Below are 25,713 nucleotides of genomic sequence, written 5' to 3'. Positions count from 1 at the left end.
GTGCGGGCGCAGGAAGTTTCAGTAACGGTTATTTTTCGACAGTGAGATGGAAACACGTTATGCTTACATTAGTTTACTTGACCGTCTTGGCGGCAGGACAAACGGGAGGATGATTCAAATGGCATTTCTAGACAAACTCAACCAATTCAAAGACAAGTCGATTGAAAAAGGCAAAACCCATTGGGAAGAAAACAAAGACGATTACAAAGAAAAAGCTGCTACCTATAAAGACAAAGCGATGGTCATGAAAGACGACGTGGCGAACAAAATCAAAGAAAAGACGAAAAAATAAGTGTTGGTGGAGTCAAGCGGATTGCGCTTGGCTCTTTTTTTATGAAATTTTAGCGTTTTGCACTAGTGAACGAGTGTGAAATAGCGGCAGAGTGAATTTGTTTGCAGGAATGAGTAGTTTGTTTGCGCAACTCGCTATGTTGTTTGCAGGAGCGAGCGTGTTGTTTGCGCTATTTATTGTGTTGTTTGCGGGATAGGCTGATTTGTTTGCAAATCGCCCAAAAAACGAGACTGTTCCAAGTGAATCAAGTGAATCAAGTGAATCAAGTGAATCAAATGGAACAAACGTATGCAGCCCGTCACACAAAGCGATAGCCAGTTAGTCACTAGTCACAGCCACAGTTCCAAATCATGTCGATATCATGTCGCTTACTCAAAAAGATGTCTATTTCTGTCCAAAACCAGAACGTTAGACTGTATGCTTTTTATCGAAATGTGCTATTATTTTTTATTACTAAGAGAAATTGCTTTCGTGCAATGGATCAGATCGGAAGTTAACCACGTTAGGTTAATGTGAGTCAAATAAGGGGGTGTCTGCATTGGGAAGGACTTAATGAAAATCGGAGAGATTGCAAAATTGAGTGGGGTATCAACGAGAACCATCGATTATTATACGGTATCGGGATTGCTACAAAGTCAGCGAACTAAAACCAATTACCGGCTTTATCCGGCGTCTAGCCTGCAGACGCTCAAACGTATACAAGTTTTGAAAAAACAGCGCCTGTCGATTTCGGAAATTAAAGACGTGCTTGCTACACAAGAGACTTCAGAAACAACACTTCTTGTCGATGAAGTATATGAAGAATTCGAATGCCTGCAACGAAAAATCACGCGCTTGGAGGAGCAATTAAAAGATGCCCCAAGCCCCGTGAAGCTACACATCAGCAAAGCGCTTGAGCACCAGTTAGCAGCTATAACTGCTTTGATCGCGTTGCTGTAATTTACTTGGAGGTGAATCCCTTTTACAGGGAAGACACGTGGACATAGTAACCTTATTGAATTTAGTTTTATTAGTACTATTAATTGCCTTGACGGCATTTTTCGTTGGCTCGGAATTCGCGATTGTTAAAATTCGCATGTCGCGGCTCGATCAACTGATTGCAGAAGGCAATAAAAAAGCGGTAACTGCGAAAAAAGTAGCGAGCGACTTGGATTATTATTTATCTGCCTGTCAGCTCGGAATTACCGTCACAGCACTTGGACTGGGAGCGCTCGGGAAACCGACCATTGAACGATTAATGTACCCAATCTTTGAATTTTTTGCTGTGTCAGACGCAGTGGCCTCAACGGCTTCCTACGCCATCGCGTTTTTACTTGTGACTTATTTGCACGTCGTTGTCGGTGAAATGGCGCCAAAAACTTTGGCCATTCAATTTGCGGAAAAGATGTCGTTATTATTGGCACCCCCGCTTTATTGGTTCGGAAAGGTTATGAAACCTTTTATCTGGGCATTGAACGGGGCGGCTCGCGTGTTGCTGAGAATCTTCGGTGTTAAACCCGCAGGTCACGATCAAGCGTATTCAGAAGAAGAGTTGAAAATTGTTATGGTTCAGAGCTTTGAAGGCGGAGCGATCAATGAAACCGAACTTTCGTATATGGAAAATGTGTTTTCGTTTGATGAACGTGTAGCTAAAGACATTATGGTGCCGCGTACCGAACTCGTCACGCTAGATAAAGACATGCCGCTTGCTGAAATTATCGAGATTTTAGATGAAAACAATTACACACGTTACCCTGTAACCGAAGATGGCGACAAAGACAAAATTCTTGGATTTGTTAGTGCCAAGAAAATGCTGCCGCATATTGTCGCAGGACGCGAATGGCAGCTCGAGGATTTTGTCCTGGAACTGCCGACTGTGTTTGAAGCGACAGGCTTGCAAAACGCGTTATTGATTATGCAAAATGCGCGCGTTCATATTGCCCTCGTTGCGGACGAATACGGGGGGACGGCCGGTATGATTACTATGGAAGATATTTTAGAAGAAATCGTCGGTGAAATTCGAGATGAATTTGATGCGGACGAAGTGGCCGACATTAACAAAGTCAGCGACAATCAATACGTGATCAATGGTCGCGTGTTATTGAAAGACCTGGAAGAGCGTTTTGGTATAACCTTTGATGAAAGCGACGACATCGATACGATTGGTGGCTGGATTCATTTCAAGAGCCCGGGAGATGTCAAAACCGGCGCTACTTCTACAGAGTCAACAAATTCGTGGACCATCGTAGAAATGGATCACCAGCAAATCAAGCAAGTGATGTTCCACAGTCATTCGAAAAAGTTGAATACGTAAGTTCCACTTAACAATTAATGGAGGTGAATCCCTCATTTGAGGGATACCAATTGGACGGACAAATAGGCATTAGCTTACTACTCATCGCGATGCTAATTATCGCAACTGCATTTTTCGTCGGTGCCGAATTCGCTATTTTAAAAGTGCGAATGTCGAGAATCGACCAATTAATCGCCGAAGGCAATAAAAAAGCCGTACTGGCAAAAAAAGTAGCCAATAACTTGGATTATTATTTATCAGCCTGTCAGCTAGGAATTACCGTTACCGCTTTAGCCCTTGGTGCACTTGGAGAGCCTACCGTCGAACGGATGCTTCATCCGCTATTCGTTGCGTTTGATGTGCCATCCGCGTTATCGACCGTGTTGTCCTACGCTATTGCTCTTAGCATCGTGACATTTTTACACGTAGTTATCGGCGAATTAGCGCCAAAAACCTTAGCCATTCAATACGCTGAAAAAGTAACCTTGTTACTAGCGCCCCCGCTATACTGGTTTGGTAAAGTGATGAACCCATTCATCTGGATGATGAATGGGTCGGCGCGTTTGCTCCTGCGTTTATTCAACGTAAAACCAGCCGGTCACGAAGAAGCTCACTCGGAAGAAGAGTTAAAGCTGATCATGGCGGAAAGTTTCCAAAGCGGCGAAATCAACCAAACCGAGTTAACGTACTTAAAGAATATTTTCGCGTTTGATGACCGCATTGTTCGGAACATCATGATTCCAAAAGCAGAAATCGTGTCAGTCGATAGCCGTTTTACACAGGCAGAACTTTTTGCCGTGTTGGATAACCACCAATACACGCGTTACCCAGTTGCCGATCACAGCAAAGATGGCAAGTTGATTGGGTTTATCAACACGAAAGAGCTGTTGACCAGTATGGCAGCAGGAAGAAAGCAACATCCGGAGTCGTTTATCCACGAGATGTCGCGTTTTCCAGAAACGACACCAATTCAAAAAGTGTTGACTAAAATGCAACAAAATCGCACGCATATGGCCATCATCACCACAGCAGCTGGTGACATGTCCGGACTCGTAACAATGGAAGACATTTTAGAAGAAATCGTCGGTGAAATTAGCGACGATTCGTTCGAAACACAACCCATTTAATGTGCATGAAAGAAGAGAAGCCTCCAGGTTTCTCTTCTTTTTTTGGTAAATTATTGGTAAGGTGAACAGAACAGTTACAAGGAGGAGAGAGGTTTATGCAAGAGAGCCTAGTAAAAAATACGAAAGAATTCATTTTGTTTTTTGGTGCACTCATCTTTTTCGTCGTCGCGACATTTTTTAGTTTGTACGAAGGTAGTCGGTTAGACAACATCCCTTGGGAATGGCCATACTCTGCTATCTTTACTAATTGGCTAAGCGGCGGTGCTGAAACAGCAACTGATATTTTGACAATCGACTACTTAGTTTATGCCGCAAAATTCGCGCCGTTGTTTCCGATCATCATGTTTGTTGCTGCTTTCGTTTTGTTGTTGCAACTGGCTGCGTGGATTTTTAAGAGGAGTAAAATTGCGTTGAGTCTGTTTCACATAGCGTGTGCCGCCGGACTTTTCGTCATGAGTACGCTACTCATGTCATCGCCAACACTGGGACTCGAACTTTTTTCGCGGCTTTTCTTCATTATGGGCTTTGTTTTGGTGATTTCAGGTGTGACTTCTCTGATTAAAGCAAGGAAACAGTAGTGATGAAGGCGTTGTTTGCAGCGACGAGTGGTTTGTTTGCGGGATACCACCTGTTGTTTGCGTGATCGACAAGTTTGTTTGCATTACGCCCAAAACCAAGACCGATTTACCCAAAACCCGAAATCCCCGCTCAAAGCGCGTACGCTTTGAGCGGGGATTTTGATGAAAAGAGGAGAAGGCTAGGTATTTGGAAAGTTGGTTGTGTGATCGACAAGTTTGTTCGCAAAAGCTCAATTTCTCTTATTAAGACGAAGCTAGTTTGCTAGCACGGGTGTGAATTCACTAGTTAAAGCTTGTTGTTTGCAGAAACGCGTAGTTTATTTGCGGGATCCGCCGCTTTGTTTGCAGCGACGAGTGGTTCTTTTGCGGGATACCACCTGTTGTTTGCGTGATCGATAAGTTTGTTTGCATTACGCCCAAAACCAAGCCCAAATTACTCAAAACAAGAAAAATGCGGATCAAGCGCTACTCGCTTGGTCCGCATTTTTCGATTTAATCAGTCGTCAGCTTTTCTCGTTGTGTATGCTCTAAAGAAACTTTGTCTCGCTGTAGTTGAATATCGGCTAGCTTGATCGCGGATTTTCGGTAAATATCGAAAGCAGCCAGAAGGATCAATCCGACAAAAACAATCACAATCATTAAGTTGAAACCTATTTCCAAAATTATCACTCCTTTTATCCGTTCAAAATTTGTTCTGCAAAGTGTTTGTCTTTGATTTCTACATATAAATCATATTGTGCAGTATTCGTCATGGCGTCGCGCATATGTGAAGAACCCATATGACCTTCAGTGCCGTGAACATTGGCATTTACTCGTAACACAGTGTCATAGTCGATACCTTGTACGCGAAGTTTATCCACCGCTTGATAATACATAGCATCACCAAAAGCAGTATAAACTAGATGCTTCTTCTTAAAAAATATCCACCGAATCAGTCCCATATCGCAACACCTCCCATGTATTATACGCATAACCAGTCGAAATGTTTCATTCTAGAAAAAATGGAACCTAATTCCCAAAAGAGCGTATACTAAAGAAACACTTGGAACAAAGAGAGGAGCATTGCCATGCAAAGCTACACTTTGTTATTTTTCGTGGTCGGATTGATTGTCTTGGTTGCGATGATTGCCCCTTACTTTAAGTGGTGGATGAAAAGCATCATTGTCATTTATTACGGCAGCTTGTCTTTTGTGTTTATCTACAAGTACACTGCTATCAATAGAACATACAAAGGCATCACACCGGTCCCCGCTCCATACTGGGAAGAAAATTCGCAATGGGTGTGGACCATATCGAATCTGATTTTTTGGCCGTTTGGCATCATGTTGTTGTATCTTTTCTTTCGACTGTTTCAACGCACTACATTGTTGTCGGCTAAAATTTTCATCGCTATTAGTTTGGTGCTAGCTATTATGCTCATACTTTTCTTAGATTTCGTTTTTAATTTTGAGTATGGTTATCTTCCTTGAAAAAACATTTACTTTTTTTGAAACATTTAGTTAATTTATTCGTAATACTATTATAGGCGCAATTCCATCGTTCATTCAATAGGATGCGCCAATCAGCAAAAGGGAGTGGAGAAAACATGCAATCATTAGGAATTATTACAGTTATTATTGCGTTAGTCATCATCGCGGCAATTGCCGGCATCGGGTATTTCTTCTGGATGAAGGTCCGTTACCGCACCGCGAAATCCAATGAGGCGCTAATTATTACGGGACCCAAAATTGGAGATCCAGCAAAAGATACGAATATTTTTACAGATGACGAAGGTCGCTCGATGAAAATCATTCGGGGCGGCGGCTATCTGTTAAGACGTTTCCAAACGTCAACGCCGGTTAGCTTGACGTCATTTCAACTGAAACTTGCCACACCGCGTGTTTATACAAACGCTGGGGTGCCGATTGTTGCCGACGCTGTGGCCATGGTCAAAGTCGCCGACACGTTGAATGGCATTGCTAATTACGCCGAGCAATTTCTTGGCAAAAAACAAGAAGAAATTGAGACAGAAATTATCGAAGTGCTTGGTAGTAATTTGCGTGCGATTCTTTCAAAAATGACAGTAGAAGACATCAATAGCGACCGCGAGAAATTCAATACAGATGTGCAAGATGTCGCTCAAAAACAACTAGATTTGATGGGCTTTAAAATCACATCACTCGGCTTGACCGATTTGCGTGATGCTGATGAGAATAATGGCTACTTGGAAAACTTGGGTCGACCGCGTATCGCAGAAGTGCGCAAGCTTGCTGAAATTGCAGAAGCCAATACGGAGCGCGAAACACGCATTCACCGCGCGCAAACCGACCAAGAGGCAAAAGAAGAAGAATACAAACGCCAAATTTCTACCGCCGAATCGAAAAAAGAAAAAGACATAAAAGACGCAGCATTCAAAGAAGAAACTGAACGTGCGCGTGCCAAATCCGAGCAGTCTTATGAGCTGGAAAAGGCGAAGCTTGCGATGGAAATCCAGGATGAAGAACTCAATATGCAATTCGCAGCACGTGAACGCGCAGTTAAACTCGAAGAAGAAGAAAGCAAAGTGCGCAAAACAAAAGCCGATGCGACGTACTACGAAACAACACGTTCCGCAGAAGCTGATGCGCGCCGAGCAGTCATTGACGGGGAAGCAAAAGCCAAGATCAAACGTGATGAAGGTGCCGCAGAAGCAGAAGTTATTCGCGAGCGCGGTAAAGCAGAAGCCGAGTCTCGTAAACTACTCGCTGAAGCCATGGAAGAACACGGCGACGTCATCATCACCGAAAAACTGATCGACATGCTGCCCGTATTTGCAGAGAAAGTGGCCTTGCCACTGAGCAATATCGAATCGGTGAAAATCATTGATTCCGGCAACGGCCAAGGCATCCCGTCTTTCGGCAGAAGCGTGACGAAAACCATGGTCGACATGCAGGCGCCGCTGAAAGAAATGACCGGCATCGATATCGGAGAGTTGCTGAAATCTTACGTCAATCGCAACAATCAACCAGCAGCCCAAGCACCGGTTGCGACGATGCCGGTATTACAAAAAGAAAAAAATGAGGATACAAATCAAAGCGATGAAGAATAGTAAGAGAATCATGTAAAGAATAAACTCAAGAACTTTTGCCAAAGAGGCAAACGGTTCTTGGGTTTTTATAATGTCTGAGAACATTCTGTTTTTTTATGAGCAGTATTTTTATTCTAATGAAAAATATTCATTTCATATGTTAAGTTATTTGATAAATAATCATGAATTAGTAAGAGGTGGTAGGATGTGTTTAGAACAGCAGAGAGTGAGAAATTGCCAAGCTCCATGAATTTAACGTATGATTTTATCTAATAGAAAGCAACAGCATCGGAAGTTTTGTATGAAGCAAGTAGCAAGGGGGAGATATTGTGAGAGAGAGATGCAAAGTTCTTATAGTAGATGACGAGATGTTAATCCGACAAGGAATTCTGAATTACATTGACTGGAAACAGGCGGGATTTGAAATTGTGGGAGAAGCTTCAAATGGAAAAGAAGCGATGGAGATGATTAACGTATTTTCTCCAGATATCGTTATTACCGATATTGTCATGCCCATTATGGATGGAATCGATTTGGTAAGAGAAGCCAAAAAAGCATTTCCAAACATTGAAATTATTATTTTAAGCAGCTTTGAAAACTTTGATTACGTGCGATCAACCTTTCAAAATGGTGTGGCTGATTATATTTTAAAGCCGAAGTTGAATGGACAAGAATTATTAACCGTATTAAACAGGGTTGCAGATCGTATTCCGCATATACAAAATGCTTCTTCTCCGATAAAGACAGTTCGCACTCCCGAAGAAATACTTGAAAGTATGATTCTTGGATATGATATTTCTACAAATTTTGTGGATGCGTCATCTGTCTTCATCAATAATAAGTTTGGGTTGATTGGAATTCATGGGGAAAATCTTAATGCAGTAGCGGCAGCAACAATAGTTAAGCAAGCTGTTCTCGAAGAGTTGCCCGTATTTCTATTAAACGCCAGCAAAACAGAAGCGACTCTTTTATTCAATTTTAATTCTCACCAATTACGGTACATTAAAGAGGCGATATACCAAGAAAAAAACGAAGTATCGGATGAAACGTGGGCAATTTACGAACCATTCGATGCGATTGAAGATATTAAAAGAGTGCACGATGAAGGCTATTCGCAGATGAAAAAGTACTTGTTTTACTTGCCGGACATACATGTGTTTAGTTACGATGAATTGCCAAAAGAGAACGAAAAACAGGCACATTTTGACTTGAATCATTTTATTGAAATGTTTAAAGATCGTTTGTTTAACGTAGCATTTACCTATCTAGAAAATCACGTTGATTATTTGAAAGGGCGATACCACAACGACAGCTTTGAGTTCAAAACCTTTTTAGGGAATATCGTTTTCAATATAATTGTGCTACTAGAAACGATGAAATACGACGTCCAAGCTATTGAACAAAAAAAGTACACTTACTTTTCGGTTATTAACGAAGCCGATCATGTTCATGGGGCATTAGACAAATTCAATGAATTTTTAGATGAAGTACGTGGCATTATTCTTTTAGATGACAAAGCCAATGATCAATCCAGAAACCTCAATAAAATCTTATCTTATATTGAGCAGCATTATACCGAACCACTTCGCTTGTCTGAAATAGCTGCTCACTTTCACTTTAATACTTCTTATTTGTCTTCTTATTTCAGTACACACCACAAGGAGGGCTTTAGTGAATATTTAAATCGGGTGCGCATTAAAAAATCGATGGAACTATTGGAAAACAGCCAAGTCTCCATTTCGAACATTAGTGGGATGGTTGGCTACTCTGAGCATAGCTATTTTTGCAAAGTCTTCAAGCGGATAACGGGTATGTCTCCAGGAAAATACCGAAAGGAGTTTCATGCTAATCATGACAATGAAAAAAAGGGCCTTTCGAATCTTAAGAAATAACAGCCTGTTTGTAAAAATGTTTTTGATTATGGTCATTAGTATCGTAGCGGTTTCTTTACTCATTACAGTTAGTTCAATTCGAATGTCTTCTAATTTATTCATGGAAACCTTTAGTATTTCAAATACAAAATCATTAGAACAAATTGAAAAACAATTCGAAGCGTATAGTTTCGCTGTCGTCAGCGCGATGAATGATGTGCAAAATAATGGAACAATCAAAAAAGTACTGACACAAAAAAATCAGAATACGATTGAAACGTCAAAATCCTATTTTGATATTGGTAAGCAAATGGAACGCATTTATCCAACTATAGAATCGTATGAAGCCAATATGATTGTTCTTGGAAATAACGAGCGGCTATACAATATGAATTATTCAAATTGGCCAGTTTCATGGCAAGGACTGCGCAATCATCAAATTACGCAAAACTCATTTAATCGACCAAGTACTTTGCTTTATCAATTCATCCCTTCCACTCTTTTTACTGATGAACCGATGATCGTAGCCACAAAAGCACTCGTTGAGAGATCGACTGGTGAAATTTACGGCGTTTTGTATTTTCCAATTCGAGAATCTCAATTGAAAGATTTTTATGAAGGATATACAAGCACGGAAAACCAAGTTTTACTGATCAATGATAAAGGAAAAGTGGTTTCTAGTAACAATGAAGAACTGATTGGTGATGAGTCAATTGACGTCCTAACATTGGCTAAAGAAGTAGAGTCAGAAGAAATCGAATTCAAAATGTTCATGTCTTTGATAAGGACTATATGTTCATGTCGCAATACTTGCCAACTTACAATATGTATTTAGTGAATCTAGTAGACAAAAATGCAGTTCTCAATAACTTGGTCAACACAAAAGAAATCCTTTTGATCAGTTTGGGCATCGTCTTACTTGCTGTAATTGTGGTATTTATCATTTCCCGTCGAATGACCAATTCAATTAGTAAGCTGGTGAAAGAAATTTCAACAATGGCCAAACATGAGTTCACAAAGCCAGTTCCTGAAACGGGTGGCTACGAGACAAAGAAAATTGCCCATGCTTTTAATTTTATGCTCAATGAATTGCAAGAATATGTGGAACTTGTCGTACAAGCTCAACAAAAGCAACGGGGAGCAGAATTGTCAGCATTGCAGCATCAAATCAATCCACATTTTCTTTACAATACGCTCGCCTCAGTGAAGTTCATGATCCAACAAGGCAACAAAGAAAAAGCAACCGACATGATACATGCGTTAATTTCATTACTGCAAAATGCATTGAGCAACGTCGACCAGACCATTACCGTTGAGCAGGAAGTAATAGATTTGAAAAATTATGTTTTAATCAATCAAGCGCGTTATGGAGACGGGATTAAAGTGAACTTTTTCATCTCTCCAGATTGTTTGGATTGCCAGTTGCCCAAGTTGATTCTTCAGCCATTTATCGAAAATGCTTTTTTTCATGCATTTAATGAAAAAAAAGAAGGATTTGTTCAAATTTTAGTATCTCAAAAAGGATCAAACCTCTTATGTGAGATTGTTGATAATGGAGATGGCATGGAAATAAAAGGCGATTACACGAAAGAAGATTTTAAAGAAAAGCGTCATTTGTTTAGTGGCATTGGTATTCGTAATGTTCATGAACGTATTCAGTTACTCTACGGAGAAGAATATGGTGTCGAAATTACAAGTGAAAAAACGCTGGGCACAAAAGTGAAAGTGGAACTGCCGCTTCAAAAAAACAAAAAAGAACTAAAACCAAATGAAATTACAAGTTTCTACTAATAATACAAATTTATTTGACAGAAAATTAGAACATCTAAAAATTTTCAAACTAACACCTAAAGATTGTCCTAACAATCTTTTTTTTTGTGTCGTTATACTGTATGTAAGGCGAAAGGTTAAGCGCTTACAAAAAGGGGGATTTTTGATGAAGAAATTTTATCTTATGTTATTGCTGGTAGTCGGCATGGTAGTATTGGCAGCTTGTTCTTCAGGGGATGAAGAAGCAAACGGGGGAAGTGATTCAGAAGGATCATCAGACGTAGATACGATTACGGCTTGGGCTTGGGATCCGGCATTCAACATTGCAGCTCTTGAAAATGCCAAAGAAGCTTACGACGGTGATGGCGACTTTGAAGTAGACATCATTGAAAATGCACAAGACGATATTATTCAAAAATTAAACACCGGACTCAGCTCGGGTACAACGAACGGAATGCCAAACATTGTTTTGATTGAAGATTACCGTGCGCAAAGCTTCCTGCAAGCTTATCCGGATGCATTCCATCCATTAACGGACGTTATCAATTCAGACGATTTTGCAGAATATAAAATTGCGACAACAAGTTTTGAAGATGAGCAATACGGATTGCCATTCGATTCTGGCGTAGCGGCATTGTACGTACGCACAGATTATCTTGAAGAAGCAGGATACACAGTAGAAGATGTAACAAATATTACATGGGATGAATACATTGAAATTGGTAAAGATGTGAAAAAAGCAACTGGCAAAAACATGTTGACCTTGGATCCGAACGATTTGGCTCAGGTTCGTATGATGATTCAGACAAACGGTTCATGGTATGTGGATGAAGATGGTTCAACACCAAATCTTGCAGGCAACGAAACACTTGAAAACGCTTTTGAAACATATAAAGAAATGATGGATGCGGACATCGCAAAAATCGTTTCTGACTGGAGCCAGTTTGTTGGTGCCTTCAACAGCGGTGACGTTGCCAGTGTTCCAACAGGAAACTGGATTACACCAAGCGTTAAGCAAGCCGCAGATCAATCAGGTAATTGGGCAGTCGTGCCAATGCCGCGTTTGGATATGGAAGGCGCAGTAAACGCTTCTAACTTGGGCGGCAGTTCATGGTACGTCTTAAACGTAGATGGCAAAGAACAAGCAGCGGAATTCATGTTGAACACATTTGGTTCAAACGCTGATTTGTACCAAACACTTGTAGAAGAGATTGGTGCTCTTGGAACGTACTCACCAGCAGCTGAAGGAGATGCGTATGCAGTTGAAGATGAATTCTTCGGTGGACAGCAACTTCTGACAGACCTTTCTACATGGACTGATGAAATTCCAGCCGTCAACTATGGCTTACACACGTATGCAATTGAAGATATTTTAGTAACAGGGATGCAAGACTATTTGGGTGGAGCAGAGCTCACGACCGTACTTGAAAATGTTCAAGGACAAGCTGAAGCACAACTCAAATAATAGATTGTAAATAAATGAAGCCTTGAGTTGCCGTCCGATAACTGGTAGAAGTGCTTTATCACTTACCATTTGGACACAGCTCAAGTTTTTTTTATAGGAGGAATGAGAAATATGGGGCAGCAATCAACAAAAAAAGGCGAAATAGATCTTCCCGTGCGCTTGGGCTATAAAGAAACCAAACGTGACAAAACCGGTGTGTACTTTAAGAAAAAAGTTGGTTGGCTGTTTATCATTATCTCAGTCATCGCAATTACCATCTTTAACTTTTATCCAATGATCCAAGCTTTTCTGTTGTCGTTCCAATCTGGAATGGGCGGGAATTTGGAGTTTACAGGCTTATCCAATTGGCAGCGTTTGTTCGGTGATCCGACATTTATCGCAGCACTAACCAATACATCGATTTACTTACTGATTCAAGTACCATTAATGATCATATTGGCATTATTCTTTTCCGTCTTGTTAAATGACCCTAACTTGAAATTTAGAAGTTTTTTCAGAATCGCAATTTTCTTACCGTGTGTAACGTCATTAGTTGCTTACTCGGTCATTTTTAAATACTTATTTGGAATTGATGGCATCATCAACCAGTTTTTGCTTAACTTTGGTTTTATTTCTGAAACCATCAATTTTTTAGCAGATCCTGTATGGGCGAAAGTGGTCATCATTCTTGCAATTACTTGGAGATGGACTGGCTACAATATGATTTTCTATCTAGCAGCTTTGCAAAATGTCGACAAGTCGATTTACGAAGCAGCACGAATTGATGGAGCGAACTCGATCCAGCAGTTTTTCCAAATTACCGTGCCCATTCTCAAGCCCATTATTTTGTTCACATCCATTACGTCAACGATCGGTACATTACAAATCTTTGATGAAATCGTTAACATTACTAATGGAGGACCGGGAAACGCAACAATCTCAATTTCACAATATATTTATAATCTTTCCTTTGAATACACGCCTGACTTTGGTTACGCATCAACCGTGTCTTACGTCATCGTAATTTTAGTAGTCGTTCTTTCAATTATTCAATTCAGAGTGGCAGGTGAGAAAAAATGAAAAACGTAAAAAAAATCTTCATTTATACATTTCTAAGTCTCGCTGCCATCGTTTCCATTTTTCCTTTCTTATGGATGCTTGTCAGCATCACCAACAAATCGGTGGATGTTACGCAAGGGCGCTTGCTGCCAGGAACTCATTTGATTGAAAACATGAAAACCTTATTTACCACGATAGACATCGTCCCAGCTCTAATCAACTCGACTATTATTGCCGTTATCACAACCGTTTTGACACTGCTATTAGCATCACTCGCCGGTTACGGCTTTGAAATCCATCGCAGCAAAGGGAAAGACATTGTCTTTAACATTTTGCTGCTGTCGATGATGATTCCATTTGCAGCAATAATGATTCCCTTGTACCGCATGTTTGGCAGTATTAGCGATTCGGCACCGTTAATTGGAATTGACTCGCTAGGCGCTGTCATTTTACCGACAGCAACGACTGCGTTCTTCATATTTTTCTTTCGACAAAACACGAAGATGTTTCCAAGAGATTTGGTGGAAGCAGGAAGAATTGACGGCTTGAGTGAACTTGGCGTATTTTTCCGTATTTATATGCCAACGATGAAAACAACGTATGCTGCAGCTGCAATTATTTCGTTTATGAATAGCTGGAATAACTATTTGTGGCCATTGGTCATTTTGCAATCACCTGAAAAAAGAACGATTCCTTTGTTGATTTCCAATTTAGGATCAAGTTATTCACCAGACTATGGCGTCATCATGTCGGCTATCGTCATTGCCACATTGCCAACAGCACTTGTCTTCTTCTTGATGCAGAAACACTTTGTTGCTGGCATGATGGGATCGGTTAAAGGATAAGATTTGTTTGGATTTATATGAATATTATTATAGGAAACTGTGATGTGTTCTAATACCGCTTCGGCCGCTCCGGGCATGGCTCCCGCAAGAAGCCAGAAAAACCGTCTGTCTTCTTGCTTCGCCTAGCCCCTGGACGCGCCAAAGCTAAATGAATTGGTAAATAGTTTTAGAGACAACTATTAGATATGAAGTAAAAAAGCGGAGACTCCCGCGGGATAGCGAAGTGTCGAAATCCACTCGGGCCAAGAGCCCGAGTTAGTTCGGCGCAAGCCCGCAGGAAAGCGTAGCTTTTTTACGGAATATCGATACAAGAAACACAACTTCTGTATTTTAACTAGGAGGTAAATTGTGCCGATTTTATATAACGACTCTACGCGAGAGTTTCACCTGCAAACAGAAAAGACTAGTTACATAATGACTATTTTAGAAAACAATCAGCTGGGGCAGCTGTATTATGGTAAAAAACTGCAGCATCGGGAGTCTTTTCAACGCTTGTTTCATGTAGAAGCGACACCAAACACAGCTTGTGTCAACGAAGGCGATCTTGTTTTTTCACTGGATTTGATTAAACAAGAATACCCCGCATATGGCACAACAGATTTCCGATCACCTGCTTATCAGTTGCTGCAAGAAGATGGGAGCCGGATTACTAATTTTGTGTATCAAGACCATCAAATTTTTTCAGACAAAAAGAAATTAATGGGATTGCCGGCAACTTATGCTGAGTCTGAAGACGAAGCCACGACATTGGAAGTTTCGCTTTACGATGAGGTGATTGATGTGGAAATTCGACTTTCTTATACCGTATTTGAAAAGCTAAACGCCATTACGCGGTCTGCTCAGTTTATCAATCACGGACAAGCAGCAGTCAATTTGACGATGGCGTTGAGTGCCAGTATCGATTTGCCGGATGCTGATTTTGAAATGGTGCAATTGTCAGGTTCGTGGGCAAGAGAACGGCATATTAAATCACGTAAATTAGTACCAGGGATTCAAAGCATCGCCAGTACAAGAGGGACCAGTAGCGCTCAACAAAATCCATTTCTTGCGCTGAAACGTCCATCAACAACTGAGCACCAAGGAGAAGTGTATGGCGTGAGTTTGGTTTATAGCGGCAATTTCTTAGCGCAGGTTGAAGTGGATCATTACAATGTGACGCGCTTGATGACTGGCATCAATCCGTTTGATTTTAATTGGCTATTGGAAAATGGAGACAGTTTCCAGACACCAGAAGTAGTCATGGTGTATTCGGCTGAAGGCTTGAATGATATGAGCCAAACCTTTCACAGACTGTACCGCACGCGATTGGCACGCGGACAATGGCGCGACCGGGAACGTCCGGTGTTGATCAATAATTGGGAAGCGACCTATTTCGATTTTGATGAACAGAAAATTTTTGAGCTTGCCCAGTCGTCTAAGGAATTGGGTGTTGAATTGTTTGTGTTGGACGATGGCTGGTTCGGCAAACGTGATGATGACACAACTTCCTTAGGTGATTGGTTCGAGGATAAGCGTAAATTGCCAAGTGGCATTACGCAACTGGCCAAAGATATTACAGACTTAGAGATGGAATTTGGGTTATGGTTTGAACCGGAAATGGTCTCGAAAGTGAGTGAGTTGTATAAAACGCATCCCGATTGGGTAATTCATGTTTCCAATCGTCAAATGTCACATGGTAGAAACCAATTGGTACTTGATTTTTCGAGACAAGACGTAGTGGATTACATTTATAACTTAATGGCGGAGGTTTTGCGGGATGCACCGATTTCTTATGTGAAATGGGACATGAATCGGTATATGACGGAAGTGGGATCTTTAGAGTTACCGGCTAACCGGCAACGTGAAGTGGCGCACCGCTATATTTTGGGTGTCTATTCTTTGTATGAACGATTGACGACTGAATTTCCACATGTATTGTTTGAGTCTTGTGCAGGCGGCGGCAGTCGATTTGATCCCGGTTTATTGCACTATGCGCCACAAGGGTGGACCAGTGACGATACGGATGCTGTAGAGCGCTTGAAGATTCAATACGGCACTTCACTAGTTTATCCACTTAGCTCAATGGGTGCTCACGTATCGGCTGTGCCCAATCATCAAGTAGGCCGGAAAACAAGTTTAGAAACACGGGCAAACGTCGCTTATTTCGGGGCATTTGGCTATGAGCTAGATGTCACGATGATGACGGATACAGAAAAAGAAGAAGTGAAAACGCAAATTGCTTTTTATAAAGAAAACCGGTCGTTGATTCAGCAAGGGCAGTTTTACCGAATCACCAGCCCGTTTGCAGAAGATGGCAATATCACCAGTTGGATGGTTGTATCAGACGACCAGGCAGAAGCGATAATCGGTTATTATCAAGTGTTGTCGCAACCAAATCCAGGACTTATGCGTATATTCTTTAAAGGACTTAATCCCGAATTCGAATATGCAATTGATGGAATCGATGAGACGTTTTACGGTGATGAGTTGATGAGTGCTGGACTGCAAGTCAACCGTTACCGTATCAATGAGCACCCAGCGGACTTTTCTTCTGCTGTTTATAAAGTAACGCGTGTGTAAGTGAATGGTTGACCAAAGTTGAAATTGAAGGGATGGAATAAAATGATTAATGATAAATTGCCAAAAATTTGGCACGGTGGAGACTATAATCCGGAACAATGGGAGTCAAACGAAATTTGGGATGAAGACGTTCGCATGTTTAAACTTGCAGGAATCGACGTGGCTACATTAAACGTCTTTTCTTGGGCTTTAAATCAACCGGACGAAGACACATATAACTTTGATTGGTTGGACGACAAAATTAACCGTCTTTACGAAAATGGTATTTACACATGCCTGGCGACAAGCACAGCAGCGCACCCAGCATGGATGGCGAAAAAGTATCCGGATGTGTTGCGCGTCGACTTTTACGGCAGAAAACGTAAGTTCGGTAGCCGACACAATTCATGTCCAAATAGTCCAACTTATCGCAAATACTCGGAACGAATTGCAGAAACACTAGCCGAGCGATACAAAGATCATCCGGCTGTCTTGATTTGGCATGTATCAAACGAATACGGTGGCTACTGCTATTGCGATAATTGCCAAGATGCTTTCCGCAATTGGTTGAGCGATAAATACGGAACGATAGAAAAGTTGAACAAAGCATGGAATACGGGATTTTGGGGCCATACGTTTTACGACTGGGACGAAATCGTTGCACCGAATATGCTGAGTGAAGAACGTGAAGACAATATCTCGGATTTCCAAGGCATTTCACTCGATTATCGCCGTTTCCAATCCGATAGTTTACTGGACTGCTACAAGCTAGAGTATCAAGCAATTAAGAAGCACACACCTCATCTACCGGTTACTACAAATTTAATGGGGACGTATCCAATGTTGGATTATTTCAAATGGGCAAAAGAACTGGACGTGGTGTCGTGGGATAACTACCCATCAATCGATACGCCGTTTAGCTATACGGCCATGACGCATGACTTGATGCGTGGATTGAAAAATGGTCAGCCATTTATGCTAATGGAACAAACGCCGAGTCAGCAAAACTGGCAGCCGTATAATTCATTGAAACGTCCAGGCGTGATGCGCCTATGGAGCTATCAGGCAATTGGTCGCGGTGCAGATACCATTTTATACTTCCAGCTGAGACGTTCGGTTGGTGCTTGTGAGAAATATCACGGAGCAGTCATTGAGCATGTAGGACACGAAAACACGCGGGTATTCAATGAAGTCGCACAGCTTGGTAAAGAGCTAAACCAATTATCGGATACCTTACTTGATGCGCGCGTAAACGCCAAAGTGGCGATCGTCTTTGACTGGGAAAATCGCTGGGCAACAGAATTATCGAGTGGACCTTCTGTGTCGCTTGACTATGTGAAAGAAGTGCATAAATATTACGACGCTTTATACAAGCTAAATGTTCAAGTAGATATGATTGGTGTTGAAGAAGACTTGAACCAGTATGATGTTGTCATTGCGCCAGTTCTTTATATGGTGAAAGAAGGCTACGCCGCGAAAGTAGAGCAATTTGTTCAAGACGGCGGAACATTCTTGACGACGTTCTTTAGCGGCATCGTCAACGAAACCGATATTGTGACACTCGGTGGCTACCCAGGTGAACTACGCAATGTTCTTGGCATTTGGGCTGAAGAAATCGATGCGCTTCATCCAGACGAAACCAACCAAATCGTCATGAAAGATTCTCGTGGCAGTATGAGCGGCAGTTATTCATGCAATTTGCTGTTTGACTTGATCCACACAGAAGGAGCACAAGCTGTCGCAGAATACGGTTCTGATTTTTATAAAGGCATGCCCGTGTTGACAGTTAACCAGTTCGGAAAAGGAAAAGCGTGGTACGTAGCTTCGAGTCCTGATGAAGCGTTCCTCGTCGACTTTATGAAAACCGTTTGCGAAGAAGCAGGCGTTGAACCGTTACTTACTGTTCCGCAAGGTGTGGAAACAACAGAGCGCGTAAAAGAAGGACAAACGTACTTGTTCGTGTTGAATCATAACGATGAAGAAGTAACGATCGAGTTACAAGACATTCAGTACCAAGAAGTGCTTACTGACGCACAAATTAATGGCACTATCGTCTTGAAAGAAAAAGGCGTGCTGATCTTAGCGAAGCTATAAATTGATGGAAATAGAATAGACGAAACGAGCCCATGTTCTGTTGAGAACTGGGCTCGTTTCGTGCTTATAATCCCTATGCAGCAATAAAAACGCGCTGGTCGCTTTGGGGATGACTCCCGCAAGAAGCAAGGAAAACCACCTGTCTTCTTGCTTGGACTACCCCGTAGGCGCGTCACCGCTAGTGTCCGTGTTAAATACGTAGTGTTAGGATACCAAGATTATTCTTCGCAAGAAAAAAGACAAAAGAGATGTTGGAACAAGTTCATCCCAACGTCTCTTTTGTCTACACACTTCCCCAAATACTGAAAGGGTTTTTTGTAAATAAATATGATACAGCTTGCTTTTGCAATGCAGTTCTATTAGTTATTCAAGGCATCGATAAATCGCTCGAATGCTGCACGGTCTTTTAACACGCCAGCATCTTCTAACACGCGTACGAATTTTTTTCCGAGTTCTTCTTGCAATACATTTTCGGCCTCTTCCGGTGTAGCGAAAATGCCGTATTGCGCTTTTAACTGCTCAGCCCATTCGAGGTGGAAAGGTGCCACTTGGTGTGGGTTGCCGAGTAGAAGCGCTTGGATTTCAGCGAGTTCTTCTTTTAGACGCGGTGGTAAAACAGCAAGGCCCATCACTTCGATCAAGCCGATGTTTTCTTTTTTAATATGGTGGACATCTTCGTGCGGGTGGAAAATACCTGAAGGAAACTCTTCTGTTGTGCGGTTGTTGCGTAACACCAGATCGATTTCAAACAAGCCATCGCGCTTTCGGGCAATTGGCGTAAGGGTGTTATGCGGTGTGTCACCAGTAAAAGCGACAACATTAGCTGACTTGTCAGCGTAAGTTCTCCACGTCTGCAAAATGTCGTCTGCTGCAGCTACTAAGCTACTGATTGTGGTACCTTTTAACCGAATGACCGACATCGGCCAATGAATGACAGAAGCCGTGATTTCAGGGTAGGCAGTTAAAGCAAATCCAAAAGCATCTTCTGCTCGCGTCATAGCAAACTCATAGCGTCCGGCTTGGTAATGGTCGTGGCTTAAAATAGAACCGCCGACAATCGGCAAGTCGGCGTTGGAACCGATAAAGTAATGCGGAAAGCGTTCGGTAAATGTAAGTAGGCGTTCAAAACTGCTTCGATCAATTTTCATATCGCGATGTTCTTCAGAAAGTAAAATGCTGTGCTCGTCGTAGTAAACATACGGTGAATACTGCAAATACCAGTTCTCACCAGTAAGTGGAACGTTGACGACACGGTGATTGGCTCGTGCCGGGTAGCCAGTGCGCCCTGCGTAACCTTCATTTTCTTTGCACAACAAACATTTCGGATAATGGAGCGTTTGTTTGTTTTCACGCTCTCTTTTAATTTGCTCAGGATCTTTTTCTGGTTTTGATAAGTTAATGGTAATATCCATTTTTCCGTACGGTGTGTCTGTTTGATAGGAAATGTTTTTGCGGATCCGATTCATTTGGATGTAGTTGCTGTTTTTACTTAACTCGTAAAAAAAGTCGGTTGCAGCAATGGGGGATTCCGCGTATTTTTCGTTAAACAAAGCATTAATAGCAGAAGGTCGTGCGACAAAGCAATTCATCATGTTAGCCGACAGCATTTCCTTATCGTCAAAAACATCCGCAATGACGCCTTGTTCGACAGCATAAGAAACAAGCTGCTCCAATAAGTTTGGAATGGTATCTTCAAAAGGGTTTTCAATGCTTTCTGGAAAAGACTTGAGTCCGAGTAAGTCCATTGCTTGGTTGCGTGAATAGTCGATATCTTCTTGTTCGATTAGCTTTACTTGAAGCGCTTGTTGAATAAGCCCTGCGAGTTGTTGATAGACCATAAATACACTTCCTTTTTTAGATGCGTGGTAGTTTCTAGTGTTTCCAAGGGGTCACTGGTCAAAAATCTTCTGTTAATTCTTTAGCACCATCTGAAATCTTCGCTTCGTAAAAAGAAGGAGAGAACCCGAATTTTGCGGTATAACTCTCTGTCAGTCGATTTTTAAACGGCTCGATTTGTGCACGCTCAACAAGGGCAATGGCACAGCCGCCAAATCCAGCTCCCGTCATTCGTGCACCGATGACACCGGGTAAAGTCCAAGCTGTTTCAGTAATATGATCTAACTCCGCACCCGTCACTTCATAATCATCGCGAAGTGAAATATGAGAGGCATTCATCAATTGACCAAAAGCCCGAATATCCCCTCGTTTAAGTTCCTCGAGTGCAAGCAAAGTTCGTTCGTTTTCATAAACGGCATGCTTGGCTCGTTTACGGTTTATATCGTCTTTGATCAACTGTTTGTGTTGTTCAAAGGTCTCTGAAGACAGTTCGCCTAAGCTATTAATCGCAAGCTCCGTACGCAAATCTACAAGTGCTTCTTCGCATTGTGCACGGCGCTCATTGTATTTAGAACCAGCCAACGTCCGTTGTTTATTGGAGTTGATAATCACAATGTCGTGGTCTTTCAGATCAACCGGTGCGTAGCTAAACTGCAATGTTTGGCAATCCAGTAACATCGCAAAATCCTTTTTGCCTTTGCCAATCGCAAATTGATCCATAATGCCACTATTGACGCCAATATATTGATTTTCAACTTTTTGACCTAACTGTATCATTAACAATCGATCAATATTCAAATTGAACAACCCTTCCAGAACAACACCCATAGCCATTTCAATAGAAGCAGAAGAAGACAAGCCAGCGCCATTTGGAATATCGCCGTAAAACAGAATGTCCATGCCGGTAGGAATCGAAAAGCCGCTGCGAATAAAAAACTCGATCATGCCTTTTGGAAAGTTCGCCCAGTCATGATTTGCGTGATAAGACAAGTCGGCAAGGTCACATTCAATAATTCCTTGCTCTGGAAAATTGATCGAATAAAACCGCAGGTGTTGATCGGTACGCGGTCGCACAACGGCATAAGTGCCAAAGGAAATAGCGGCCGGAAACACATGACCGCCGTTGTAATCCGTATGTTCACCAATCAAATTGATGCGCCCAGGCGCAAAAAAGAAACGGGGAAGTTCTTGTGTGTTGAAAATTTCATGGAATGTTTGGGACAACTCTCTGCGGTTCATCTAATTCCTCCAATACTTTGTAAATTAATTTAATTAACATAAGTATAGAGGATTTTGGTAAACTATACAATAACGAAACTGCACATAAAAAAAGTGGTTAACAATACAAAAAAACGGAGGAGAAACAGATGCGTCAAGGCACTTTTAAATGGATGAAATCGATGAACAAATCGATTATCCTCAACAAAATTAGAAAAGACGGGCCGATATCCAGAGCACAAATTGCACGCGACACCAATTTAACACCACCGACAGTCAGCAGTAACGTAAAAGAATTGCTCGAGCAGCAAATTGTTGAAGAACAGGAGTTGGGCGAATCACTCGGTGGACGAAAACCGACCATGCTGGTGATCAATAACGAGGCGTTTACCATTATTGGTGTGGATGCCGGGCCGGAAAGCATTGAATGTATCAGAGCAAATCTTGCCGGTAAAGTATTGAAAAGATCTAAAACGAAATTGCAGCTGCCGATAGACAACGACCAATTTATCGCGGCCTTGAAAAGCTGTATTGCAAGCTGTCTGGATTCCACAGATCAAGTGATCGGCATTGGCGTAGCTATGCACGGCGTGGTGGACAGAGCGACGGGAACGTCTTTGTATGCACCCAACTTAGGGTTAGCTAATATCCCGATTAAAGAACAGCTGGAAAAAGAATTCGGCTTAGAAGTCAAAGTGGAAAACGATGCGCGAGCGATGGCATTGGGTGAATATTGGTTTGGCAATCACGGCGAACTAGCGAGCATGCTAGCGGTGAACATCGGAAGTGGTGTTGGTGCCGGGGTCATTATTGACGGCAAACTGTACCACGGAGCCACCGACATTGCCGGAGAAGTTGGCCACATGACCATTGATTTACACGGCGAGATTTGTGAATGCGGCAACCAAGGCTGCTTGCAAACATTTGTCAGCGGACCAGCGATTGCTAGAAAAGCAACAGGACAGAATCTTACAGCTGAACAAGTATTTGAACAAGCTGTCGCGGGAGACGAGTCGTCTATTGCCAACTTCAAGGCGGCAGGAAAAGCGCTCGGCGTGGGATTAACAAACCTCATCCATATCGTCAATCCGGAGAAAATTGTCTTAGGTGGCGGCGTGTCCAAAGCACAGCAATTTATCTTGCCGGAAGTTCGTCAAACCATCCAAGCATCAGCCTTGACGCCTGCAGCGAGTGCGACGCTAGTAGAAATCTCCAAGCTAGGAGACGATGCGACAGTAATCGGCGCCGTCACTTTACTGTTAGTGGACGTTTTTGAACTAACATAAAAGAGAGGATGAATAGAACATGGAGATTAGTCAAAAACTGTTTGGTCATAAAAACAATCAACCGGTCACGTTGTATACCTTAAAAAACGATAGAGGCTTTCAAGTGTCTTGTATCGATTATGGTTGTGTCATTACGGAAATCATCACACCAGACCGCAACGGCAAATTAGAAAATGTCGTGCTGGGCTTTGATACGTTTGAAGAATATGAAAATAATCCTCATTTTTTCGGTGCATTGGTGGGTCGCTTTGCAGGTCGGATAAAAGACGGCGAGTTTACACTGGATGGAACGTCTTACCAAGTCGCTCAAAATGCCAATGGCCATCATTTGCACGGGGGCGCTCAAGGCTTACATGCAGTTATTTGGGAGTCCAAAGTCATCACATCAGACCAAGAAGCCATAATTGAATTTACATATGTCAGCCCAGACGGTGAAGAAGGTTTTCCAGGAAACGTGTCCATGACGGTTCGCTATTGCATCAACAACGACCGTAACCAGCTGGTTATTTCTTACCGAGCAACTTCCGATAAAACGACATTGTTGAACGTGACCAATCATTCGTATTTCAATTTGAGCGGCAATCTCAAAAAGACCGTGCTGGACCATGAACTGACAATGGCCAGTGATTATTATTTAGACGTTGACGAAGAACTGCTACCGACTGGCAATTTGGTTTCGGTAACAGAAGATTCGTTATTCGATTTTCGAAGAGGCAAAACCATCAGACAAGCGACAACTGCTGAACACACGCAAACGAAACTAGCAGGAAACGGATACGATCATCCGTTTTTATTGAATCGTGCAAAACAACCCGCCGTCCAACTAACAGATGCAGAAAGTGGTCGTACATTAATGATCGAAACAACTGAACCGGCAGTGGTGTTTTATACCGGCAATCATATTGGCGGCCCTTACACAATCAGGGGGACAGCAGCCGAAAACCAGCTCGGTATGTGCTTTGAAACACAAGGTCCACCAGATTCGGCGCGTCACGCGCATTTTCCTTCTTCTATACTAGGTGCAGATGAGGAGTTCAAATCTGAAACAACGTATACATTCTCTCAAATAAAACGGTAAGTAAAAAAACCCCATGAATCTGAAGCGGATTACGCAACAGACTCGTGGGGTTTTTACACAAGCAATCGTACAGGTGATGCTGTTAAACAGACTGGATTCATCAGTCGCTTTGCTATCTAATAGAACAAGAAAGCGGACAGGGTATTTGTCTCAACCTAACTAAACATATTAATCGTCGTCAAAATAATCGGCATCGCAAACACGTCAATCAAGAACGCACCAACAATCGGAACAACCAAGTACGCTTTTTGTGAATGTCCGTATCTTGAAGTGATGGCGTCCATACTGGCCATGGCGTTTGGTGTAGCACCGAGACCGTGACCCGTGAAACCACCAACCATCACGGCAGCGTCGTAGTTTTTGCCGAGTAGACGGAACAAGACAAACGTACCAAACAAAGCGATAAATGCGACTTGAACGAAGATGATCAAGAACAACGGAAGCGCAAGATCAGCGATTTCCCATAGCTTGATGCTCATCAACGCCATCGACAAGAAAATACTCAACGTAATGTCCCCGATAATGCCGATGGTTTTCATTTCAATGATTGAGTCGTTGAATTTGTCTAAGACGTTTCGGACGATCACAGCAACAAACATCGCGCTGACGTAGTTCGGTAAAGCAAAGTCTGTCACACCGGTAAACCATTCACCGAGGTACGAGCCGACTGCCATACAGAAACCAAGGACGAACAATTGCATCATAAAGACGCGAGACGTAATCGGTGCGGCAACGTGTGAGAAAGAACTTGTCGATTTGGAATCTGCCAACTCCAGCTCTTCATCGGATTTGAGGTTGTTTTTATTGATCAAGTATTTAACGATCGGCCCACCAAGCAACCCACCCGCGACGAGTCCTGCAGTTGCTGCAGCTAAACCGATAGATAAAGCACCTTCAACACCCATTGCTTCAATCGTGGTTCCGAATGCCGTAGCGGCTCCGTGGCCACCTTCCATGGACACGGCACCCATCATGACACCGATTAATGGATCCAAGTTTAACAAAGAAGCGAGCGAAATACCGATCGCACTTTGAACAAGTGCAAGAAATCCACAAGCTAGCCAATAAATTACGAGCAACCGGCCACCAATTTTGATAAGACCAAAGCTCGCGCCGAGTCCCACTGTTGTGAAGAACACCAACATGAACAAGCTTTGAAGAGAGGTGTCAAGGGTGACATTGACAACGTCAAAGCCTCTCAAAGTGGTTAAGATAAACGCCAGCAACAATCCACCGACGACTGGCGCAGGAATACAGTATTTATCCAAAATTTTAATTTTTGAATTCAAATAAGAGCCGATTACGAATACCGCGATTGCTAGAAAAATTGTCGTTACTTGGTTGAGTTCTAAAGTCATC

Annotated in this window: 23 protein-coding genes; 17 read left to right on the top strand and 6 right to left on the bottom strand. The window is 42.2% G+C overall.

Annotated features, from left to right (window positions below; translation table 11 throughout):
• The first annotated feature begins 46 nt into the window (after positions 1–46).
• Positions 47–292, top strand: coding sequence for a hypothetical protein (locus tag AUO94_RS17365; protein ID WP_071153959.1), 246 nt, complete (start codon positions 47–49; stop codon positions 290–292).
• A 173-nt stretch (positions 293–465) separates the two neighbouring features.
• Here AUO94_RS17365 and AUO94_RS17360 read toward each other — a convergent pair whose 3' ends face one another.
• Positions 466–618: a hypothetical protein gene (locus AUO94_RS17360; protein ID WP_169793162.1), complete on the bottom strand. Its 153-nt coding sequence runs from the start codon at positions 616–618 to the stop codon at positions 466–468.
• 226 nt (positions 619–844) lie between these two features.
• Between AUO94_RS17360 and AUO94_RS05485 the strand changes: the two genes are divergently transcribed.
• From AUO94_RS05485 to AUO94_RS05470, 4 genes are all read left to right on the top strand, one after another.
• Positions 845–1,231, top strand: coding sequence for a MerR family transcriptional regulator (locus AUO94_RS05485; protein WP_058386280.1), 387 nt, complete (start codon positions 845–847; stop codon positions 1,229–1,231).
• Between the two features lie 37 nt (positions 1,232–1,268).
• Positions 1,269–2,585 (top strand): hemolysin family protein, encoded by a 1,317-nt coding sequence (locus AUO94_RS05480; RefSeq protein ID WP_058386279.1) that lies wholly within the window; start codon positions 1,269–1,271, stop codon positions 2,583–2,585.
• A gap of 50 nt (positions 2,586–2,635) precedes the next feature.
• Positions 2,636–3,691, top strand: a complete 1,056-nt coding sequence (locus AUO94_RS05475; RefSeq protein WP_058386278.1) for a hemolysin family protein — start codon at positions 2,636–2,638, stop codon at positions 3,689–3,691.
• A gap of 95 nt (positions 3,692–3,786) precedes the next feature.
• Positions 3,787–4,269 carry a DUF4306 domain-containing protein gene (locus tag AUO94_RS05470; protein ID WP_058386277.1) on the top strand — a complete coding sequence of 161 codons (483 nt, stop codon included), beginning with the start codon at positions 3,787–3,789 and terminating at the stop codon, positions 4,267–4,269.
• A 492-nt stretch (positions 4,270–4,761) separates the two neighbouring features.
• On the opposite strand, the gene AUO94_RS17355 is transcribed toward AUO94_RS05470, so the two are convergent.
• Complete coding sequence (locus tag AUO94_RS17355) at positions 4,762–4,929, bottom strand: hypothetical protein (protein WP_169793161.1); 168 nt, start codon at positions 4,927–4,929, stop codon at positions 4,762–4,764.
• Between the two features lie 14 nt (positions 4,930–4,943).
• The gene (locus AUO94_RS05465) at positions 4,944–5,210 is read right to left on the bottom strand and encodes a hypothetical protein (protein WP_058386276.1); all 267 of its coding nucleotides are present in this window, start codon (positions 5,208–5,210) and stop codon (positions 4,944–4,946) included.
• A gap of 126 nt (positions 5,211–5,336) precedes the next feature.
• Here AUO94_RS05465 and AUO94_RS05460 point away from each other — a divergent pair, with 126 nt between their 5' ends.
• The 10 genes from AUO94_RS05460 to AUO94_RS05420 all read left to right on the top strand — a co-directional run bounded on the left by AUO94_RS05460 (position 5,337) and on the right by AUO94_RS05420 (position 18,936).
• Positions 5,337–5,738: a hypothetical protein gene (locus AUO94_RS05460; protein WP_058386275.1), complete on the top strand. Its 402-nt coding sequence runs from the start codon at positions 5,337–5,339 to the stop codon at positions 5,736–5,738.
• A gap of 116 nt (positions 5,739–5,854) precedes the next feature.
• Positions 5,855–7,336, top strand: coding sequence for a flotillin family protein (locus tag AUO94_RS05455; RefSeq protein WP_062429927.1), 1,482 nt, complete (start codon positions 5,855–5,857; stop codon positions 7,334–7,336).
• A 308-nt stretch (positions 7,337–7,644) separates the two neighbouring features.
• Positions 7,645–9,207 (top strand): response regulator transcription factor, encoded by a 1,563-nt coding sequence (locus AUO94_RS05450; protein WP_058386274.1) that lies wholly within the window; start codon positions 7,645–7,647, stop codon positions 9,205–9,207.
• Positions 9,208–9,235: 28 nt separating this feature from the next.
• Complete coding sequence (locus AUO94_RS17580; RefSeq protein ID WP_237150180.1) at positions 9,236–10,021, top strand: cache domain-containing protein; 786 nt, start codon at positions 9,236–9,238, stop codon at positions 10,019–10,021.
• On the top strand, positions 9,979–10,977 hold the full coding sequence (locus tag AUO94_RS17575; RefSeq protein ID WP_237150179.1) for a sensor histidine kinase: 999 nt from the start codon (positions 9,979–9,981) through the stop codon (positions 10,975–10,977). The genes AUO94_RS17580 and AUO94_RS17575 overlap by 43 nt, the downstream gene beginning before the upstream one ends.
• A gap of 145 nt (positions 10,978–11,122) precedes the next feature.
• Positions 11,123–12,421 carry an ABC transporter substrate-binding protein gene (locus AUO94_RS05440; protein ID WP_058386272.1) on the top strand — a complete coding sequence of 433 codons (1,299 nt, stop codon included), beginning with the start codon at positions 11,123–11,125 and terminating at the stop codon, positions 12,419–12,421.
• A gap of 111 nt (positions 12,422–12,532) precedes the next feature.
• Positions 12,533–13,480 (top strand): carbohydrate ABC transporter permease, encoded by a 948-nt coding sequence (locus tag AUO94_RS05435; RefSeq protein WP_156423930.1) that lies wholly within the window; start codon positions 12,533–12,535, stop codon positions 13,478–13,480.
• The gene (locus AUO94_RS05430) at positions 13,477–14,304 is read left to right on the top strand and encodes a carbohydrate ABC transporter permease (RefSeq protein ID WP_058386271.1); all 828 of its coding nucleotides are present in this window, start codon (positions 13,477–13,479) and stop codon (positions 14,302–14,304) included. Before AUO94_RS05435 ends, AUO94_RS05430 begins: the two co-directional genes overlap by 4 nt.
• A gap of 348 nt (positions 14,305–14,652) precedes the next feature.
• The gene (locus AUO94_RS05425) at positions 14,653–16,863 is read left to right on the top strand and encodes an alpha-galactosidase (protein ID WP_058386270.1); all 2,211 of its coding nucleotides are present in this window, start codon (positions 14,653–14,655) and stop codon (positions 16,861–16,863) included.
• A gap of 42 nt (positions 16,864–16,905) precedes the next feature.
• A complete protein-coding gene (locus tag AUO94_RS05420) occupies positions 16,906–18,936 on the top strand; it encodes a beta-galactosidase (protein ID WP_058386269.1) in 2,031 nt (676 codons plus the stop codon).
• A gap of 359 nt (positions 18,937–19,295) precedes the next feature.
• Here the strand turns inward: AUO94_RS05420 and galT are convergent, their stop codons facing one another.
• Positions 19,296–20,774, bottom strand: coding sequence for a UDP-glucose--hexose-1-phosphate uridylyltransferase (gene galT / locus AUO94_RS05415; RefSeq protein WP_058386268.1), 1,479 nt, complete (start codon positions 20,772–20,774; stop codon positions 19,296–19,298).
• A gap of 58 nt (positions 20,775–20,832) precedes the next feature.
• Positions 20,833–22,011, bottom strand: coding sequence for a galactokinase (locus tag AUO94_RS05410; RefSeq protein ID WP_058386267.1), 1,179 nt, complete (start codon positions 22,009–22,011; stop codon positions 20,833–20,835).
• Between the two features lie 128 nt (positions 22,012–22,139).
• On the opposite strand from AUO94_RS05410, the gene AUO94_RS05405 reads away from it, so the two are divergent.
• Together AUO94_RS05405 and AUO94_RS05400 are read left to right on the top strand one after the other, a co-directional pair.
• A complete protein-coding gene (locus AUO94_RS05405; RefSeq protein ID WP_058386266.1) occupies positions 22,140–23,276 on the top strand; it encodes an ROK family transcriptional regulator in 1,137 nt (378 codons plus the stop codon).
• A gap of 19 nt (positions 23,277–23,295) precedes the next feature.
• Positions 23,296–24,354: an aldose epimerase family protein gene (locus AUO94_RS05400; protein WP_058386265.1), complete on the top strand. Its 1,059-nt coding sequence runs from the start codon at positions 23,296–23,298 to the stop codon at positions 24,352–24,354.
• 155 nt (positions 24,355–24,509) lie between these two features.
• On the opposite strand, the gene gltS is transcribed toward AUO94_RS05400, so the two are convergent.
• Positions 24,510–25,712: a sodium/glutamate symporter gene (gene gltS, locus AUO94_RS05395; RefSeq protein ID WP_058386264.1), complete on the bottom strand. Its 1,203-nt coding sequence runs from the start codon at positions 25,710–25,712 to the stop codon at positions 24,510–24,512.
• Between the last annotated feature and the right edge of the window lies 1 nt (position 25,713).

Origin of the sequence: Planococcus kocurii (genome assembly GCF_001465835.2) — a bacterium.
GTDB classification, from domain to species: domain Bacteria; phylum Bacillota; class Bacilli; order Bacillales_A; family Planococcaceae; genus Planococcus; species Planococcus kocurii.
This window is presented reverse-complemented; position numbering and strand designations above follow the sequence as displayed.

Coding starts and splice junctions, on each gene's coding strand:
- AUO94_RS05430 (WP_058386271.1), top strand. CDS start 13,477: ATGAAAAACGTAAAAAAAATCTTCATTTATACATTTCTAAGTCTCGCT.
- AUO94_RS17580 (WP_237150180.1), top strand. CDS start 9,236: ATGGTCATTAGTATCGTAGCGGTTTCTTTACTCATTACAGTTAGTTCA.
- AUO94_RS05410 (WP_058386267.1), bottom strand. CDS start 22,011: ATGAACCGCAGAGAGTTGTCCCAAACATTCCATGAAATTTTCAACACA.
- AUO94_RS05435 (WP_156423930.1), top strand. CDS start 12,533: ATGGGGCAGCAATCAACAAAAAAAGGCGAAATAGATCTTCCCGTGCGC.
- AUO94_RS05455 (WP_062429927.1), top strand. CDS start 5,855: ATGCAATCATTAGGAATTATTACAGTTATTATTGCGTTAGTCATCATC.
- AUO94_RS05470 (WP_058386277.1), top strand. CDS start 3,787: ATGCAAGAGAGCCTAGTAAAAAATACGAAAGAATTCATTTTGTTTTTT.
- AUO94_RS05465 (WP_058386276.1), bottom strand. CDS start 5,210: ATGGGACTGATTCGGTGGATATTTTTTAAGAAGAAGCATCTAGTTTAT.
- AUO94_RS05440 (WP_058386272.1), top strand. CDS start 11,123: ATGAAGAAATTTTATCTTATGTTATTGCTGGTAGTCGGCATGGTAGTA.
- AUO94_RS05400 (WP_058386265.1), top strand. CDS start 23,296: ATGGAGATTAGTCAAAAACTGTTTGGTCATAAAAACAATCAACCGGTC.
- AUO94_RS05460 (WP_058386275.1), top strand. CDS start 5,337: ATGCAAAGCTACACTTTGTTATTTTTCGTGGTCGGATTGATTGTCTTG.
- AUO94_RS05420 (WP_058386269.1), top strand. CDS start 16,906: ATGATTAATGATAAATTGCCAAAAATTTGGCACGGTGGAGACTATAAT.
- gltS (WP_058386264.1), bottom strand. CDS start 25,712: ATGACTTTAGAACTCAACCAAGTAACGACAATTTTTCTAGCAATCGCG.
- AUO94_RS17575 (WP_237150179.1), top strand. CDS start 9,979: ATGTTCATGTCGCAATACTTGCCAACTTACAATATGTATTTAGTGAAT.
- galT (WP_058386268.1), bottom strand. CDS start 20,774: ATGGTCTATCAACAACTCGCAGGGCTTATTCAACAAGCGCTTCAAGTA.
- AUO94_RS17365 (WP_071153959.1), top strand. CDS start 47: ATGGAAACACGTTATGCTTACATTAGTTTACTTGACCGTCTTGGCGGC.
- AUO94_RS05485 (WP_058386280.1), top strand. CDS start 845: ATGAAAATCGGAGAGATTGCAAAATTGAGTGGGGTATCAACGAGAACC.
- AUO94_RS05405 (WP_058386266.1), top strand. CDS start 22,140: ATGCGTCAAGGCACTTTTAAATGGATGAAATCGATGAACAAATCGATT.